General features: G+C 50.5%; 13 protein-coding genes. 12 read left to right on the top strand and 1 reads right to left on the bottom strand.

What is annotated here, in order from left to right:
* Positions 1 to 41 precede the first annotated feature (41 nt).
* The gene (locus tag ACNA6I_RS07455) at positions 42 to 1,748 is read right to left on the bottom strand and encodes an Rqc2 family fibronectin-binding protein (protein ID WP_159129606.1); all 1,707 of its coding nucleotides are present in this window, start codon (positions 1,746 to 1,748) and stop codon (positions 42 to 44) included.
* 187 nt (positions 1,749 to 1,935) lie between these two features.
* On the opposite strand from ACNA6I_RS07455, the gene ACNA6I_RS07450 reads away from it, so the two are divergent.
* The 12 genes from ACNA6I_RS07450 to pknB all read left to right on the top strand — a co-directional run bounded on the left by ACNA6I_RS07450 (position 1,936) and on the right by pknB (position 16,264).
* A complete protein-coding gene (locus tag ACNA6I_RS07450) occupies positions 1,936 to 4,617 on the top strand; it encodes a cation-translocating P-type ATPase (RefSeq protein WP_048013061.1) in 2,682 nt (893 codons plus the stop codon).
* A gap of 129 nt (positions 4,618 to 4,746) precedes the next feature.
* On the top strand, positions 4,747 to 5,622 hold the full coding sequence (locus ACNA6I_RS07445; RefSeq protein ID WP_048004104.1) for a YicC/YloC family endoribonuclease: 876 nt from the start codon (positions 4,747 to 4,749) through the stop codon (positions 5,620 to 5,622).
* Positions 5,623 to 5,678: 56 nt separating this feature from the next.
* Positions 5,679 to 5,951 carry an extracellular matrix/biofilm regulator RemA gene (remA, locus tag ACNA6I_RS07440; protein WP_048004103.1) on the top strand — a complete coding sequence of 91 codons (273 nt, stop codon included), beginning with the start codon at positions 5,679 to 5,681 and terminating at the stop codon, positions 5,949 to 5,951.
* A complete protein-coding gene (gene gmk / locus ACNA6I_RS07435) occupies positions 5,952 to 6,566 on the top strand; it encodes a guanylate kinase (RefSeq protein ID WP_048004102.1) in 615 nt (204 codons plus the stop codon). It abuts the gene before it with no gap.
* Complete coding sequence (gene rpoZ, locus ACNA6I_RS07430; protein WP_048004101.1) at positions 6,567 to 6,788, top strand: DNA-directed RNA polymerase subunit omega; 222 nt, start codon at positions 6,567 to 6,569, stop codon at positions 6,786 to 6,788.
* Between the two features lie 145 nt (positions 6,789 to 6,933).
* A complete protein-coding gene (gene coaBC / locus ACNA6I_RS07425) occupies positions 6,934 to 8,130 on the top strand; it encodes a bifunctional phosphopantothenoylcysteine decarboxylase/phosphopantothenate--cysteine ligase CoaBC (RefSeq protein ID WP_416313118.1) in 1,197 nt (398 codons plus the stop codon).
* The gene (gene priA, locus ACNA6I_RS07420; RefSeq protein ID WP_416313117.1) at positions 8,127 to 10,544 is read left to right on the top strand and encodes a primosomal protein N'; all 2,418 of its coding nucleotides are present in this window, start codon (positions 8,127 to 8,129) and stop codon (positions 10,542 to 10,544) included. Before coaBC ends, priA begins: the two co-directional genes overlap by 4 nt.
* A gap of 38 nt (positions 10,545 to 10,582) precedes the next feature.
* Positions 10,583 to 11,068: a peptide deformylase gene (gene def / locus ACNA6I_RS07415; RefSeq protein ID WP_048004098.1), complete on the top strand. Its 486-nt coding sequence runs from the start codon at positions 10,583 to 10,585 to the stop codon at positions 11,066 to 11,068.
* The gene (gene fmt / locus ACNA6I_RS07410) at positions 11,065 to 12,018 is read left to right on the top strand and encodes a methionyl-tRNA formyltransferase (protein WP_367258641.1); all 954 of its coding nucleotides are present in this window, start codon (positions 11,065 to 11,067) and stop codon (positions 12,016 to 12,018) included. Before def ends, fmt begins: the two co-directional genes overlap by 4 nt.
* Entirely contained in the window at positions 12,011 to 13,345 is a 1,335-nt protein-coding gene (gene rsmB / locus ACNA6I_RS07405; protein ID WP_416313226.1) for a 16S rRNA (cytosine(967)-C(5))-methyltransferase RsmB, read from the top strand. The genes fmt and rsmB overlap by 8 nt, the downstream gene beginning before the upstream one ends.
* Positions 13,346 to 13,470: 125 nt before the next feature.
* Entirely contained in the window at positions 13,471 to 14,220 is a 750-nt protein-coding gene (locus tag ACNA6I_RS07400; RefSeq protein WP_048004095.1) for a Stp1/IreP family PP2C-type Ser/Thr phosphatase, read from the top strand.
* 4 nt (positions 14,221 to 14,224) lie between these two features.
* Positions 14,225 to 16,264 carry a Stk1 family PASTA domain-containing Ser/Thr kinase gene (gene pknB / locus ACNA6I_RS07395; RefSeq protein WP_416313116.1) on the top strand — a complete coding sequence of 680 codons (2,040 nt, stop codon included), beginning with the start codon at positions 14,225 to 14,227 and terminating at the stop codon, positions 16,262 to 16,264.
* Positions 16,265 to 16,310 lie beyond the last annotated feature (46 nt).

Genomic DNA, 16,310 nt, shown 5'->3' with positions numbered 1-16,310 from the left:
GCCGAAATCAAAATGATTTCGGCGTTTTTTAGGTGTGTGATTCAACGATCTTTCATGGCCCTGACCTGGTCAAGATCAGGTGTGACATAGACGGTCTGCTGATTTTCATAGATAACGAATCCCGGTTTGGCGCCGCGGGGTTTCTTAACCTGTCGTACTTCCGTGTAATCGACTGGGACCGATCCCGACTCCCTTGCTTTGCTGAAGTAAGCAGCAAGATTGGCTGCCTCAAGGATGGTTTCATCTGAAGGGGAAGCACCCCGGATGACGACATGAGAACCAGGTATATCCTTCGTATGGAGCCAGATATCACTCTTCGCCGCCACTTTATTGGTCAGATAATCATTCTGTTTATTATTCTTCCCGACGAGGATTTTCGTACCGTCGGTCGCTGTATAGGATTCGAGCACCAGCTTTTCATTTGCCTTTTTCTTTTTCTGGTTCTTCCGGACGCGCAGGTATCCCTCTTCCTCCAGCTCTTCCCGGATTCCTTCAATGTCCTTTGTGGAGGCGGATTCGAGCTGCTGAAGGAGCTGCTCGAAGTAAGCGAGCTCATCGGTTGCTTTTTCGATCTGTTCCTGTACCACCTGAACAGCGTGCTTCGCTTTTTGATAGCGGGAGAAATAGCCCTGGGCATTTTCAGAGGGTGATTTTTGAGGATTCAGAGGGATCGTCACCGATCCGCCTTCTTCGTCGTAATAGTTCACCACGGATACTTCTTCCATCCCTCTCTGTACCGCGTAGAGATTGGAGGTGAGCAGTTCTCCGAGGAGCTGGTAACGATCGGCATCCTTCGCCTCTTGAAGGGTACGCTCGAGCTTGACGATCTTATTCTCGTTTTTATCGCGCTCGTTCCGGATGAAACGCTCAAGGTCATTGCCCTGTTGCTTCACCCGGTCCCTTGATGCTTTTTGATAGAAGAAGCGATCGAGAAGTCCACTAAGGGTGGTGAAGGAATGACGCTCTCCTTCGACGTGGTCCAGCGGGCACCAGTAGAATGTTTCCTTGTCTCCCGAAATCAGGGTAGGGGACGTCCGGTGTTCCCGAAGGTCCGCCATGAAGTGCAGGAATGAATCGGCAATGGCAGCCTGTGTCCCCAGGCCGGCGCGGTGGACGATTTCCTTGGCGGCGAGTGGTGATACACCTGAGAAGGATCCCACGATCTGCTTGTCCAATTTACCGGAATTGAAATCGAGGGACCGCAGGACATCTTCCCCTGCAGCATCCAGGGGGTTTAGCTTATCCTGGCTTGGTGGGAAGATGTATTCATTCCCGGGGAGCACGGTCCTGTGGGAATTCATGCTCGGTGACAAGTGCTTGATGCTGTCAAGGATCATATTGCGCCCCTTGTCGACCAGGATGATGTTACTGTGCCTTCCCATCACTTCGATGATCAGTTGTTTGTAGGAGACATCCCCGATGTCATTCCGTCCCTTTACCTCCAGGATGATCATCCGATCGAGGCCGATCTGGTGGATGTCTTCGATCATATAGCCTTCAAGATGCTTCCGGAGGAGCATGCAGAACATCGGTGGTACGGGGGGATTTTCGTATTCCTCTCCTGTCAGCTGTACCCTGGCATAGCTTGGGTGGGCGGATAGGAGAAGTTTATGATTCTTCCCGTTGGCCCGGATGACCATGATGATTTCATTTTTATAAGGCTGATGTATTTTATTGATTCTGCCGTGAAGGAGGGCTTCTTTCAGCTCTTCAGTCATGGCTTTTGTAAATAGTCCATCGAATGACATGCAAAACATCCTCTTCTTTTTTACTCATTCATTTGATTGTAGCGCGTCCTGCCTCCATTTACAAAACAAAGGAACGGACGACGAATTAAACCTCCTTAAATCATATCATTTTTCAGGACGAGTCTGAATAAGAATGCTAAGAGAAGGACAACTTTTCGTATTTGTAGGAGGAGAGTGAGATGGGTGCATGAAATTTCATGAGATGAGACAGGAGGATATAGAGAAGGCCATCAATACGGATTATCAACACGGCCTTTCGTCTGCTGACGCCGAAAACCGGATGAAGCAGTATGGATATAATCAGCTGGAGGAAGCCGAAAAACAATCGGCCCTATTGGTATTTTTTAGCCAGTTCAAGGATTTCATGGTCCTGGTCCTGCTGGCCGCCACACTCATATCCGGACTTTTGGGTGAGTACATTGATGCCATCGCCATCATCGCCATCGTCGTGGTCAACAGCTTCCTAGGATTCTTCCAGGAGAGGAAAGCAGAGAAATCATTGCAGGCGCTGAAGGAGTTATCTGCACCCCAGGTTTCTGTCCTCCGGGATGGCTCATGGGTGAAGGTGCACTCCAAAGAAGTGACGATCGGAGATATCATCCGGTTCACTAGCGGTGACCGGATCGGGGCCGACATCCGTTTGATCGAAACGAATAACCTTGAGATCGAGGAATCTGCCCTGACGGGGGAGTCGCTTCCCGTCCTGAAAACAACCAAGCCCCTGCACGGCAAGGGGTTGAGCCTTGGGGACATGGAAAACATGGCGTTCATGGGGACGCTCGTCACCAGGGGCAACGGTCTGGGTGTCGTCACATCCATCGGAATGAATACAGCCATGGGGCAGATCGCCGATATGATCCAAAAAGCAGAAACGATGACTACGCCTCTTCAGCGTAGGCTCGAGGAACTCGGCAAGATCCTGATTACCGTGGCCCTCATCCTGACGGCCCTTGTCGTTGGAATCGGTGTGCTCCAAGGACATGACATCTATTCCATGTTCCTTGCAGGGGTATCTCTGGCCGTCGCCGCCATACCTGAAGGGCTTCCGGCGATCGTGACCGTTGCCCTGTCACTAGGCGTCCAGAGGATGATCAAGCAGAAAGCGATCGTCCGGAAGCTTCCTGCCGTGGAGACGCTGGGCTGTGCATCGGTGATTTGTTCCGATAAGACAGGGACCCTCACCCAGAATAAAATGACCGTTACCAAGCTTTGGAGCGCAGGTAGGCTATGGGATGTGTCCGGTACCGGATATGTTCCTCAAGGGGAATTCTTCAACGGTGAAGCAAGGGTTTCGCCATCCTCTGATCAATCCCTGAAGCAGCTTCTTACGTTCGGCATGCTCTGCAACCATGCAGAACTCGTGGAAAGGGACGGCGAGCTCATACTTGACGGTGACCCGACGGAAGGTGCCCTTCTCGTAGCGGGGATGAAGGCGGGATTGACACGGGACGCCTTGTCGACCTCTTTCAAGATCGTGAAGGAATTCCCGTTTGACTCCACAAGGAAAATGATGACAGTCGTGGCAGAGGATGCTGCCGGAAAGCTTTTTGCAGTCACCAAGGGGGCTCCGGATGTCCTTGTAGGAAAAAGCGCGTCCATCATTTGGGACGGCAAGGTTCAAAAGGCGAATGAATCCGCTTTTCAAGCAGTGGAAGAGGCGATTTCCGGGATGTCATCGAATGCCCTCAGGACCATCGCCATCGCCTATAAGCCACTAAGCGGACAATCATTGGATTTATTGACAGAGACCATGGTTGAAAAGGAAGTGACGTTCATAGGGCTTCAAGGAATGATCGATCCTCCTCGTCCCGAAGTGAAACAGGCGGTGAGGGAATGCCGTGATGCGGGAATCAAAACCGTGATGATCACCGGCGATCATGTATTGACGGCCAAAGCCATTGCCAAACAGCTCGGTATCCTGAAGTCGAACGACAGGGTGATGGACGGTAAGGCGCTGAATGAGATGGAAGTGGAAGAGCTTGAGGAAATCGTTGAAGATGTCTCGGTATTCGCCAGGGTATCACCCGAGCATAAATTGAAAATCGTGAAAGCCCTGCAAAACCGTGGACACATCGTAGCGATGACAGGAGACGGGGTCAACGATGCCCCGGCCATTAAGACATCAGATATCGGGATTGCCATGGGGATCACCGGTACAGATGTGGCGAAAGAATCATCATCCCTCGTCCTCCTTGATGACAACTTTGCTACAATCAAATCGGCCATCAAAGAGGGGCGGAACATTTACGAAAACATCCGTAAATTCATCCGCTATCTCCTCGCCTCGAACGTGGGGGAGATCCTGGTCATGTTGTTTGCCATGCTTTTGGCCCTTCCACTGCCGTTAGTGCCGATCCAGATCCTTTGGGTCAATTTAGTGACGGATGGACTGCCTGCCATGGCCCTTGGCCTTGATAAGCCCGAAGGAGATGTGATGAAGCGGAAACCGCGTCATCCGAAAGAAGGCGTCTTTGCAAGGGGGCTCGGTTGGAAGGTCGTTTCGAGGGGGTTCTTAATCGGTGGTGTCACCCTGCTTGCGTTCATCATCGCTTATCATCAGCACCCGGATCAGCTCGAGTACGCACAGACGATCGCGTTTGCGACCCTGGTCCTCGCACAGCTCATCCACGTATTCGATTGCCGCAGTGAAGTATCGGTGTTCTCGAGGAACCCATTCGGCAATATGTACCTGGTCTGGGCCGTGCTTTCGTCCCTGTTGTTGATGCTGGTCGTGATCTATCTGCCGGGTCTTCAGCCGATTTTCCACACTGTGTCCATCGAGCCGAGGGACTGGCTGCTGATCGTCGGCTTGAGCTCCATCCCGACGTTTTTACTGGCAGGTTCATTTTTTGCAAGAAAAAAACAATAGAATATGATATAATCCATAAGGTAATAGAGTTTGTTCTCTATTACCTTTTTTATAAGCTGGAGCGGGCTGCCATCAGGTGACCCCGTATAGAAAATCGACAGGCACGTCGCATAGATTGGGTGTGATTGAATGGTCATCAGCATGACAGGCTTTGGACGGAGCCGGATTGAATCGGAGAGAAATACCGTCATTGTTGAAATGAAAACCGTGAACCATCGATTCAGCGAGTTCAATATCCGTATGCCACGCCAACTCATGAAGCTTGAAGATAAGATCAAGAAGGAGCTCTCCACCTTTATTAGCAGGGGGAAAATCGATCTGTTCATCGATATTTCCGGCGGAGGTCTCATACATAAGAATTTACATATTGACTGGGGACTCATTGAGGATTATCATCAGTTAGTAAATAAAGTGAGGGAAACATACGCCCTCAAGGGTGATATCGCCCTGTCGGACCTTCTCGGCAGAGGAGAATTCGTTACGGTCGAAGAGACGGAAGAGGAGAATGCCGAGCTTGACGATCTGGTCATGGAGGCAGTCCGGAAGGCTTCCGTTGAATTAAGGAAGATGAGGGTGGAGGAAGGCAAGGCGCTTCATGCCGATTTCCTTGCCCATCTTGGACAGATCCGGACCTGCCTTGGCGAACTTACTGCCCACGCACCCGCTGTGACCCTGCAATACAGGGAACGGCTCAAGAAACGAATACGGGAATGGAGCGAGGGAGATCCCGACGAGGCAAGGCTCCTGTCCGAAGTGGCCATATTTGCAGATAAATCAGACATAACCGAAGAGTTGACGCGTCTCGGGAGTCATCTTCAGTACTTTCATGCCACCTTGGATGAGGACGGTGTGATGGGACGAAAACTGGATTTCATCATTCAGGAGATGAACCGTGAAGTGAACACGATCGGCTCCAAAGCAAATGACTCCAGCATTTCCGCACTGGTGGTCGAGTTGAAATCGGCACTTGAGAAAGTGCGGGAGCAGGTCCAAAATGTTGAATAAGAAGTTTAGTTTCCCCAAGAACGGGCGAGACTAAACTATTGATTAGGAGGAGCGTCATGTCAATCAAGCTCATCAATATAGGCTTTGGGAATATTGTATCAGCAAATCGAATCATATCGATCGTCGGACCTGAATCAGCGCCCATCAAGCGTCTGATGCAGGATGCGAGGGATCGGGGAACATTAGTTGACGCTACATACGGAAGAAGGACGAGGGCCGTCATCATCACAGACAGCGATCATGTCATCCTGTCGGCCGTCCAACCCGAGACCGTTGCCCATCGAGTGACTGATAAAGAGGATTTAATTGAAGAAGGGCAGGGTAAATAAATGAAAGAAAAAGGATTGCTGATCGTGCTATCCGGACCTTCCGGAGTAGGGAAAGGGACAGTTCGAAAGGCGATTTTTTCCCAGGAAGATACGAAATTTGAATATTCCATTTCCATGACAACACGCCATCCGCGTGAGGGGGAAGTGGACGGCGTGGACTATTTCTTCAAGACAAGGGAAGAATTCGAAGCGCTGATCGAGCAAGGCAAGCTTTTGGAGTACGCCGAGTTTGTCGGGAATTACTACGGCACGCCCGTTGACTATGTCCGGCAGACACTTGACGAAGGAAATGATGTATTCCTTGAGATCGAGGTCCAGGGTGCCCAGCAGGTCAGGGACAAATTTCCTGAAGGGCTTTTCATCTTCCTTGCACCGCCAAGCCTGTCGGAACTTCAGAACCGGTTGGTCACACGGGGAACGGAGACGGATGATCTCATCCAGGGCAGGATGAATACCGCCCGCAAGGAGATCGAAATGATGAATCTCTATGATTATATCGTCGAGAATGATCAAATCGAACATGCCGTCGGCAAGATCAAGTCCATCGTGCAGGCCGAGCACTGCAAGCGGGAACGTGTACAACAACGCTATCTAAATATGCTGGAGGTTGAGTGAATGTTATATCCATCCATTGATTCACTAATGAAAAAGATCGATTCGAAATACTCGTTGGTCAGCGTGGCTGCCAAAAGAGCACGGGATCTACAGGATAAAAAGGACTTCCGCATGGAAGAATATGTGTCGGAAAAGTTCGTAGGTAAGGCCCTTGAAGAAATCCACTCCGGCCACTTGTCCATGAAAGAAAGAGACGAAAAAGCCATCTATGAAGATGAATAAATCTCATCCGTACGGCGAATAGGAAATGAAAAGGGTTGAACCGGGAAGTGATGAACTTTTCCGGTACAGCCCTATTTTCTTTTTGCGGCAATATCCTTCATAATAGAGGCTATGAATAGATTAGATAATGGAGGCAATGAACGATATGGGGAAAAATATACTATTATGCGTGACCGGTGGGATCGCCGTATATAAAGCAGCAGCCCTTACGAGTAAGCTTGTACAGGCGGGCTTCGAAGTGAAGGTGATGATGACGGAATCCGCGAGGGAGTTCGTTTCGCCCCTCACGTTCCAGGCGTTATCTCGTCAGGATGTCTACTGGGATACGTTCGATGAGAAGATTCCATCGAAGATTGCCCATATCGACCTGGCCGATTGGGCAGACCTTGTCCTCGTGGCACCTGCTACGGCTAATATGATCGGGAAACTCGCAGGCGGTATCGGAGATGATATGATCTCTACCACGTTGCTTGCGACAGAGGCCGACATTTGGATCGCTCCTGCCATGAACGTCCATATGTATGATCATCCTGCAGTCAAAAGGAATATTGCCACCCTGCATGAGGACGGCTGCCGATTCGTTGAACCGAGTGAAGGGTACCTGGCTTGCGGATACGTCGGTAAAGGCCGCCTGGAAGAACCTGAAAAGATCGTGGAGTTGATCACCCGTCATTTTCATGCTCCGACAGAACAGCCACTTAAAGGGAAGAACGTCCTTATTTCTGCCGGTCCGACTAGAGAAATCATTGATCCTGTCCGGTACTTCTCGAACCGCTCTACAGGAAAGATGGGATTTGCCATGGCTGAAATGGCCATGAACATGGGTGCCGATGTCACCTTGGTATCAGGCCCGGTCAATCTGTCTTCGCCGCGTGGGGTGCGTCTCATCGAGGTAACGACGGCAGAGGACATGTATGATGCCGTACTTGCGCATTTCGAGGATGCAGATATCGTGGTGAAGAGCGCGGCGGTCTCCGATTATCGTCCAGTGGAAGTCCATGCTGAAAAAATGAAAAAACAAGATGGGAATCTGGTTATCGAGTTCGAACGGACAAAGGATATCCTTATGGAGCTCGGAAAAAGGAAGGACGGCCAATATCTTATCGGGTTTGCTGCCGAAACGTCCAATATTGGTGAATACGCCAAAGGGAAGCTCGAGAGAAAAAGAGCTGATATGATCGTGGCCAACAATGTGAGCGAAGAAGGATCAGGTTTCGGGACAGATACGAATAAAGTAACCATTGTCACGGAAGACGGCATTCGCGAATTGCCGATGCTCTCAAAGTCCAAAGTGGCGGAAGAAATACTCCTTGAAGCATTGCGACGGATGGATTCCGAATGAAAAATGTAGCAAGTGTCATCGTGGATGTTGCTGCCATGCAGACAGACCGCTGCTTTGACTACCTCATACCCGGGGAATGGACCGGGAGCATCCTGCCCGGTATGCGGGTCGTCGTTCCATTCGGCCCCAGGAAAGTTCAGGGATTTGTCATGGAACTGAAAGAAAAGAGTGAAGTGGCGAAACTCAAGCCGATCAGCGAACCGATGGATTTGAAACCGGTACTCAACAAGGAGCTTCTAACCATGGCGGATTGGCTGACGGAGAACACGCTGTGCTTCAAAATCTCCGCCCTCCAGGCCATGCTGCCGGCCGCCATGAAAGCGAAATACGAGAAACAACTCGTAGTGGAAAACGGTCTTCAGGTTGAAAACCTGCCCGAACCACTCAGACCCCATTTCCCTAAAGGGACCGCCCAATGGAAATCCATTGAGGCCGCTGGTTTACTCCCACTGGCTCAACAGGGGGTCAAAAATGGCATCTTGGAAGTCGTGTACAAGGTGAAAGGGAAAACGAATAAAAAGATGATCAGAAAGATCTACCTAGGCATCTCCCCTGAAACTGTCGAAACAGAAGCCTCCGCCCTCCCGCCACAGGCGAAGAAGCAAAAGGATGTCCTCATGTTCTGGAAGGAACACGCTGATCAGGGCTTCACGATCAAAGAGCTTTCTGAGCGGGCCGGTACGACGGCATCCACCATCCAATCCATGGTGAAAAAGGGACTCCTCGTCCAACGGGATGAAGAGACTTACCGGGATCCATACGAAGATCGGACGTTCAAACAAACCTCTCCGCTTCCGTTGACGGATCAACAAGGGAAGGCAATCACCCCCATCCTTGATAGAATTGAATCCGGCCTTCAGGAAACCTTCCTTCTTTTCGGGGTGACAGGGAGCGGGAAGACAGAGATCTACCTGCAATCGATCCAGCGGGTACTTGAACGGGGGAAGGAAGCGATCGTGCTTGTTCCTGAAATCGCCCTTACTCCCCAAATGGTGAATCGTTTCAAAGGGCGATTCGGCGATGAAGTTGCCGTACTTCACAGCGGGCTATCGTCAGGAGAGAAGTATGACGAGTGGAGGAAGATCGAGCGGAAGGAAGTCCGTGTGGTGGTGGGAGCAAGGTCTGCTGTATTCGCACCGTTTGAGAACCTTGGGATCATCATCATCGATGAAGAGCATGAGACCAGCTATAAACAAGAGGAAAACCCCCGCTATCATGCACGTGATGTCGCCATTTGGCGAAGTGAGTACCACGGGTGCCCCGTAGTTCTTGGAAGTGCGACGCCGTCATTGGAATCATTCGCCAGGGCATCAAAAGGAGTGTATACCCGTTTGAACCTCAGCAAAAGGATGAATGAAGGCCCCTTGCCATCAGTCGACATTGTCGACATGAGGGAAGAACTCCGTGAAGGGAACCGCTCGATGTTTTCGAGGACGCTGTTTGAAAAACTGGAGGACCGACTCTCAAAAGGAGAGCAGACGGTGCTGTTCCTCAACAGGAGGGGCCACTCATCCTTCATCATGTGCAGGGACTGCGGATATGTCGTCCAGTGCCCCAACTGTGATATATCGCTGACGTACCACCGCTTCTCCAACGGAATGAAATGCCACTATTGCGGCTATGAAGAGCGTGTACCGGAGACCTGTCCGGAGTGTACCAGCGAACATATCAGGTATTTCGGGACGGGAACGCAGAAGGTGGAGGAGGAGCTCACTAAGCTGCTCCCTCAAGCACGGATCATCCGGATGGATGTGGATACCACCACGAGAAAAGGTTCCCACGAAAGGCTGCTGACTTCCTTTGGGGAAGGGAAGGCCGATATCCTCCTTGGAACCCAGATGATTGCGAAAGGATTGGATTTTCCCAACATCACCCTTGTCGGTGTCCTCAGTGCAGACACGATGCTCCATATACCCGATTTCCGTTCTGCGGAGAAGACGTTCCAGCTTCTGACACAGGTGAGCGGCAGGGCAGGGCGGCACTCCCTCCCCGGTGAAGTCGTCATCCAGACATACACACCGGAGCATTATTCGGTTGAACTCGCTTCAAACCATGATTATGAGCGTTTTTATGATCAGGAGATGGTGATGAGGAAAATGGGGTCCTACCCTCCTTTTTATTATATTTCCCTTGTCACGATCAGCCACGAAGACCTTATGAAGGTAGTGGATATATCTGAGAAAATGACGGGGTTCATCAGGAGCAGATTATCCGGTACGACGAAGATTCTCGGCCCTGTTGCCTCTCCAATCCCCAGAATCAAAAATAGATATCGATACCAATGTTTGATAAAATACAAGCGGGAACCGCGACTGGCGGAAACGCTCAAGACGCTGCTGGAACAATTTCATCAGCAATATGCCTCACAAGGCCTCACAATCAGCATCGACGTGAATCCATACGTCATGATGTGACCTTACCGGCGAAACAAATATAGAAAGTTGGAATTTGAATGGCTGTATTACCGATCGTCATGCATCCCGATCCGATCCTCGTAAAGCGATGTGAGCCGGTGAAGGAGTTTGATAAAAAATTGAAGAAGCTTCTTGATAATATGTATGAAACGATGATCGAAGCAGATGGTGTCGGACTTGCCGCACCTCAAGTGGGAGTGGATCTCCAAGTGGCCGTAGTTGATATTGGGGATGAGTCAGGCACGATCGAACTCATCAATCCTGAAATCTTCGAGCATTCTGGCGAGCAGACCGATCTTGAAGGGTGCCTGAGTTTCCCGGGTCTTTTCGGGGAAGTGAGCCGTCCATACAGCATCTCCTTCAGGACCCAGGACCGGAAGGGAAGATGGCTTGAAGGCAGGGCTGAAGGCTTCCTTGCCCGTGCGATCCAGCACGAAATCGATCATTTGCATGGTGTCCTTTTCAATACAAAGACCGAAAAGCTCCTGACGGAAGATGAATTAGAAAGGTTTGAAGAAGAATGACCAAAGTGATTTTTATGGGGACCCCGGATTTTTCCGTCCCCGTCCTGAAAGCGTTGATCGAGAACGATTATGAAGTGGTCGCCGTTGTAACCCAGCCTGACCGGCCAGTGGGCAGAAAACGCATCCTCACGCCTCCGCCCGTCAAGGTAGAGGCTGAAAAACACGGTATCCCCATCTATCAGCCCGAAAAGATCAAGAATTCCGATGAACTGGAAGAGGTTCTCGCGCTGGAACCTGATTTGATCGTAACGGCAGCATTCGGCCAGATTCTTCCGAAGCGTCTGCTCGATGCACCCAAGCATGGTTGTATCAATGTCCACGCATCACTGCTTCCTGAACTAAGGGGAGGGGCTCCGATCCACTACTCCATCCTTCAGGGGAAATCATCGACTGGCATCACCATCATGTATATGGTGGAAAAACTGGATGCAGGTGATATCATCAGTCAGGTCGAAGTCGGGATTGAAGAAACGGATCACGTGGGGACCCTCCATGATAAGTTGAGCGAAGCGGGCTCAGCCCTTCTGATCGAGACGCTCCCGAAGCTACTGGACGGCTCCGTGACACCTGTTAAACAAGAAGAAGAACAGGCTACGTTTGCGTGGAACATCAAGCGTGAGCAGGAAAGGATCGATTGGTCAAAACCTGGCAGTGAAGTATACAACCATATCCGCGGTCTGCACCCATGGCCCGTGGCGTATACGACCCTTGCTGGAGCCGTTATGAAAATCTGGTGGGGTGAAAAGGTGAGGGGGCATGGTGCGTCGGAACCCGGTGAGGTCCTCGCCATCGAAGAGGATGGATTCATCGTTTCAACAGGTGATGATACATCCATCAAAGTGACCGACCTTCAACCTTCGGGCAAAAAGCGGATGAGTGCGAAGGATTATCTCAGGGGCGCGGGTTCTCACCTCGCAGTCGGGAACAGGCTCGGTGAAGTCCATGAGTAAGAAGACCGTCCGGGAAGCCGCCCTGGAAGTGATTGAAGCCGTTGAAAAAAATCAATCATACAGCAATCTGCTGCTCAACCATGTAATCGAGAAGAACGATATCCCATCAAGGGACGTCGGTCTCCTCACCGAGCTTACATATGGAACGATCCAGCGGAAGATGACGCTGGACTATTATTTGAAGCCGTTCTTAAGAGGTAAGGTTGAAAGCTGGGTAAGGCAGCTCCTGCGCATGTCTCTTTATCAGCTGGTGTATCTGGATCGTATCCCAGATCGAGCCGTGTTCTATGAAGCAGTGGAAATTGCTAAAAAACGAGGACACAAAGGAATCTCCGGGATGGTGAACGGTGTGCTCCGTTCGGTCCAGCGGAAGGGGCTCCCGTCCCTTGAAGACATCCAGGATCCCATTGAGAGAGTATCCGTTGAAACAAGTCACCCACTATGGCTTGTGAAAAGATGGAGCGATCAATTCGGTCTCGAGAAAACGAAGGCCATGTGTGAAACGAATCTCCTCGCACCGAATCAGACGGCAAGGGTCAATCCGCTGAAAGGGACAAGGGAAGAACTTTTGGAAAGCCTCACCGAAAATGGGCACTCCGTTCAAGAAAGTCCCATCGTTCCAGAAGCGATTCAGTCCCTCAGGGGAAACCTGGCGAAAACGGATGAATACCGGAATGGAAGGTTGACGGTTCAGGATGAAAGTTCCATGCTCGTGGCTCATGCCCTTAAATTAGAAGAAGGCATGAGGGTACTCGATGCTTGTGCGGCACCAGGTGGGAAAACGACCCATATCGCCGAGGTGTTGAAGAATACAGGTGAGGTGCATGCCCTTGACCTTCATGCCCATAAGGTGAAGCTCATCGCTGAAAATGCCGGTAGACTCGGTCTTGCCAATGTGCATGCACGCACCCTTGACAGCAGGAAAGCCGGAGAAGTATTTGAAGAAGAGAGCTTTGAGCGTGTCTTGGTGGATGCTCCATGTTCAGGACTTGGCGTCCTCAGAAGGAAGCCCGATATCAAGTATGCGAAGAAGGAACAGGATTTGAACTCCCTGCAGAAGATCCAGCTTGATATTCTTGATGCTACATCCAGACTGCTGAAAAAGGACGGGATCCTTGTATATAGTACGTGTACGGTGGACCAAAATGAAAATGAGGGGACCGTGAAGGAATTCCTGAGTCAACACCCTGAATTTGAACCCCATCCCCTTGATGGGATGCCGGAAGCGGTAGAACCATTCGTACAGGGTCATCTGCTGCAGGTATTCCCGCAGGATTTCGGAGGGGATGGATTCTTCATCTCATGCTTCAGGAAGAAAAATGGATAAGCGTCTTGTAAAGCAGGAAAATTCGCCATCGGAGTCGTAAGAGTAGTAAAGCCTTCTTTGACGGAGGAAAGAGGGGAAGCCCCTTTCCTTCACGGGGAAGTGCCAGTAGAGACGAGGTGACCTATGTGAAAACGGTATATTATTCGGATAAAGGGAAAGTGAGACAGCTTAACGAAGACAGTGCAGGTGTATTTGTCAACGGACATGGAGACTACCTGGCAGTGGTAGCGGACGGGATGGGCGGCCATCGTGCAGGTGACGTTGCCAGTCAGCTGACCATATCATTCCTCGATGAACGTTGGGGGCAGACGGAAAAGTTCCATACTGCAGATGAAGCAGAAAATTGGTTAAGGGCGACCATTGCAGACGTCAATCGGGAAGTTTTCACGTATGCTCAATCCCATTCCGATTGTGAAGGAATGGGGACGACACTTGTCGGTGCCATCTGCACATCCCTCTTCGCCACTGTGGTGAATGTCGGAGACAGCAGGGGCTATATCCTCAACGAAAACGGCTTCCATCAGCTGACAGAGGATCACACCCTTGTCAACGAGCTTGTAAGGAGCGGAGAGATCACGAAGGAAGATGCGGAGCATCATCCAAGGAAGAATGTCATCCTGAGGGCCATCGGCACAGAAGCGACCATTAGCATGGATATCAAGACGATCATGTTTGAAGAAGAAGATGTGCTGCTATTATGCTCCGATGGACTATCCAATAAAGTATCGGAAAGAGAGATGCAGCGGATTTTGGTTGAAGATCATCCACTCTCGGATAAAGGGGAAGCTCTGGTACATCGCGCCAATGAATACGGCGGAGAAGATAATATTACTGTAGTGATCGTTGAGTATGCCGCTGTAACGGAAAGCGGGTGATCGTATGATGAATGGAAAGCGCATCAGTGGCCGCTACAAAATTATCAAACTGATCGGCGGGGGCGGCATGGCCAATGTTTATCTTGCCCATGATATGATCCTTGACCGTGAAGTCGCCATCAAGACGCTGCGGCTGGATTTCGCCAATGAAGAGGAGTTCATCAAGCGCTTCCAGCGGGAAGCCCAATCCGCCACAAGCCTGACCCATCCGAATATTGTCAGCATTTATGACGTTGGTGAAGAGGACGACCTGTCCTATATCGTGATGGAGTACGTGCATGGCATGACCTTGAAGCAGTACATACAGCAACATTCTCCCGTGGATGTGGAAAAAGCGATCGATATCATGAAGCAGTTGACCATGGCAATCGCACACGCCCACCAGAATCATATCATCCATAGGGATATCAAGCCCCATAATATCCTTCTCGACGAAGAAGACAATGTCAAAATCACCGATTTCGGAATCGCCATGGCATTGAGTGCCACTTCCATCACCCAGACAAACTCTGTTCTCGGGTCCGTTCACTATTTGTCCCCTGAGCAGGCAAGGGGAGGGATGGCGACAAAGAAATCGGATATCTATTCCCTAGGGATCGTCATGTTCGAGCTGTTGACCGGCCGCCTGCCGTTTTCAGGTGAATCGGCGGTATCCATCGCCTTGAAGCATCTGCAATCCGAGACGCCTTCCATGAAACGATGGGCACCGCATATCCCTCAAAGCGTCGAGAATATCGTCCTGAAGGCTACGGCAAAAGATCCATTCAGAAGATATGAAAACCTCGATGAGCTACAGGAAGAGCTTAAGACATGCCTTGACCCCGGTCGTCTGGACGAACCGAGATTCAGTGTACCCCTGGATGATGAGGCAACGAAGGCCATCCCGGTCATAACCGACCAGAATGCCCACTCCAATCTTGACGATACCATCGTCCATCATCAATCAACACCTGAAGAGATGGAAACGAAGCCCTCAGCACCAGTGGTGGAAGCGAAGAAAGGCAAGAAAGATAAGAAGAAAAAGAAAAAACCGAAAGACAAGAATAAGAAGAAGTGGCCGATTCTGATCGTTTCCCTCTTTTTCCTCTTGGTTCTTCTCGGTGCAGCAGCCGTCTACTTCGTTCCGGGTCTCCTCGGACCGAAGGAAATCGAGGTTCCGGATGTATCCGGCAAGGAATCAGCTGAAGCGGCATCCCTCATCGTGTCTCAAGGGTTTGTGGTAGGCAAGACAGAAAAACAGCCGAGCGAGACCGTTCCTGAAGGTGAAGTGATCAAAACCAATCCGAAGGGCGGAAGGACGGCTAAAGAAGGATCGACCATCGATCTCTTTGTCAGCTCGGGAAAAGAAAAAATCGAGATGAAGGATTATACAGACGCCATGTATGATGAAGCAAAAAAGGATCTCGAGGAGCTTGGGTTTGAGGTCGAGAAGGAAGAAGTGAATGATCAGGCGGAGGAAGGGACCATCCTTCGGCAGGATCCATCGAAAGGTGAGGAGGTCATCCCCGATGAAACCACGGTCACACTAACCGTAAGCTTGGGCCCTGTGTCATTCGACCTCAGGGACTTGACCGGTTTCGACAGCAAACTTCTTGAAGAGTACGAGGATTTAAGAGGCATCTCGATTGAGAAGAGCGCAGAGGCTTATTCGGATAATATCCCGGAAGGCAGCGTCGTCTCCCAGGAAACGAAAGCCGGCACGCCGATCTTTGAAGGTGACGTCATTTACGTGACGATTTCAAAAGGCCCGGACCCGGCTCAACAGAAGGAAGAGGAAGAGGCTGCTGCGTCAAAAACGACGAAAGAAGTGCCTCTTGAGCTTTCGATCCCCTATGAAAAAGAAGACGGGACCCCTCAATCCGTCGATATTTATATAGAGGATGCCAACAAGAAATTGGATGACAGCGACCAGCTTCTGGCCATCACGGAAGAAACCTCTGTTACATTGACCTTCACCCTTGAAGAGGGGCAAGAAGGAAAGTATAAAATCCTTCTCGATGGCGAGGAGTATAAAGAAGGTACAGTGGAATATCCTAATGATTGATAAGAAATAGTCCTCGTTGGGACTGTCTCCGTCTTAGACGGGACAG

The organism is Rossellomorea sp. FS2, from assembly GCF_047915635.1.
GTDB classification, from domain to species: Bacteria; Bacillota; Bacilli; order Bacillales; family Bacillaceae_B; genus Rossellomorea; species Rossellomorea marisflavi_A.
Note: the sequence above shows the minus strand (reverse complement) of the source record. Positions and strands in the feature narration are given on the sequence as shown.

What these genes read in the sequence shown, in the direction of transcription:
- gmk (WP_048004102.1), top strand. Translation starts at nt 5,952, where the DNA reads ATGAAAGAAAAAGGATTGCTGATCGTGCTATCCGGACCTTCCGGAGTA.
- priA (WP_416313117.1), top strand. Translation starts at nt 8,127, where the DNA reads ATGAAAAATGTAGCAAGTGTCATCGTGGATGTTGCTGCCATGCAGACA.
- fmt (WP_367258641.1), top strand. Translation starts at nt 11,065, where the DNA reads ATGACCAAAGTGATTTTTATGGGGACCCCGGATTTTTCCGTCCCCGTC.
- pknB (WP_416313116.1), top strand. Translation starts at nt 14,225, where the DNA reads ATGATGAATGGAAAGCGCATCAGTGGCCGCTACAAAATTATCAAACTG.
- def (WP_048004098.1), top strand. Translation starts at nt 10,583, where the DNA reads ATGGCTGTATTACCGATCGTCATGCATCCCGATCCGATCCTCGTAAAG.
- rsmB (WP_416313226.1), top strand. Translation starts at nt 12,011, where the DNA reads ATGAGTAAGAAGACCGTCCGGGAAGCCGCCCTGGAAGTGATTGAAGCC.
- ACNA6I_RS07450 (WP_048013061.1), top strand. Translation starts at nt 1,936, where the DNA reads ATGAAATTTCATGAGATGAGACAGGAGGATATAGAGAAGGCCATCAAT.
- coaBC (WP_416313118.1), top strand. Translation starts at nt 6,934, where the DNA reads ATGGGGAAAAATATACTATTATGCGTGACCGGTGGGATCGCCGTATAT.
- rpoZ (WP_048004101.1), top strand. Translation starts at nt 6,567, where the DNA reads ATGTTATATCCATCCATTGATTCACTAATGAAAAAGATCGATTCGAAA.
- ACNA6I_RS07445 (WP_048004104.1), top strand. Translation starts at nt 4,747, where the DNA reads ATGGTCATCAGCATGACAGGCTTTGGACGGAGCCGGATTGAATCGGAG.
- ACNA6I_RS07455 (WP_159129606.1), bottom strand. Translation starts at nt 1,748, where the DNA reads ATGTCATTCGATGGACTATTTACAAAAGCCATGACTGAAGAGCTGAAA.
- remA (WP_048004103.1), top strand. Translation starts at nt 5,679, where the DNA reads ATGTCAATCAAGCTCATCAATATAGGCTTTGGGAATATTGTATCAGCA.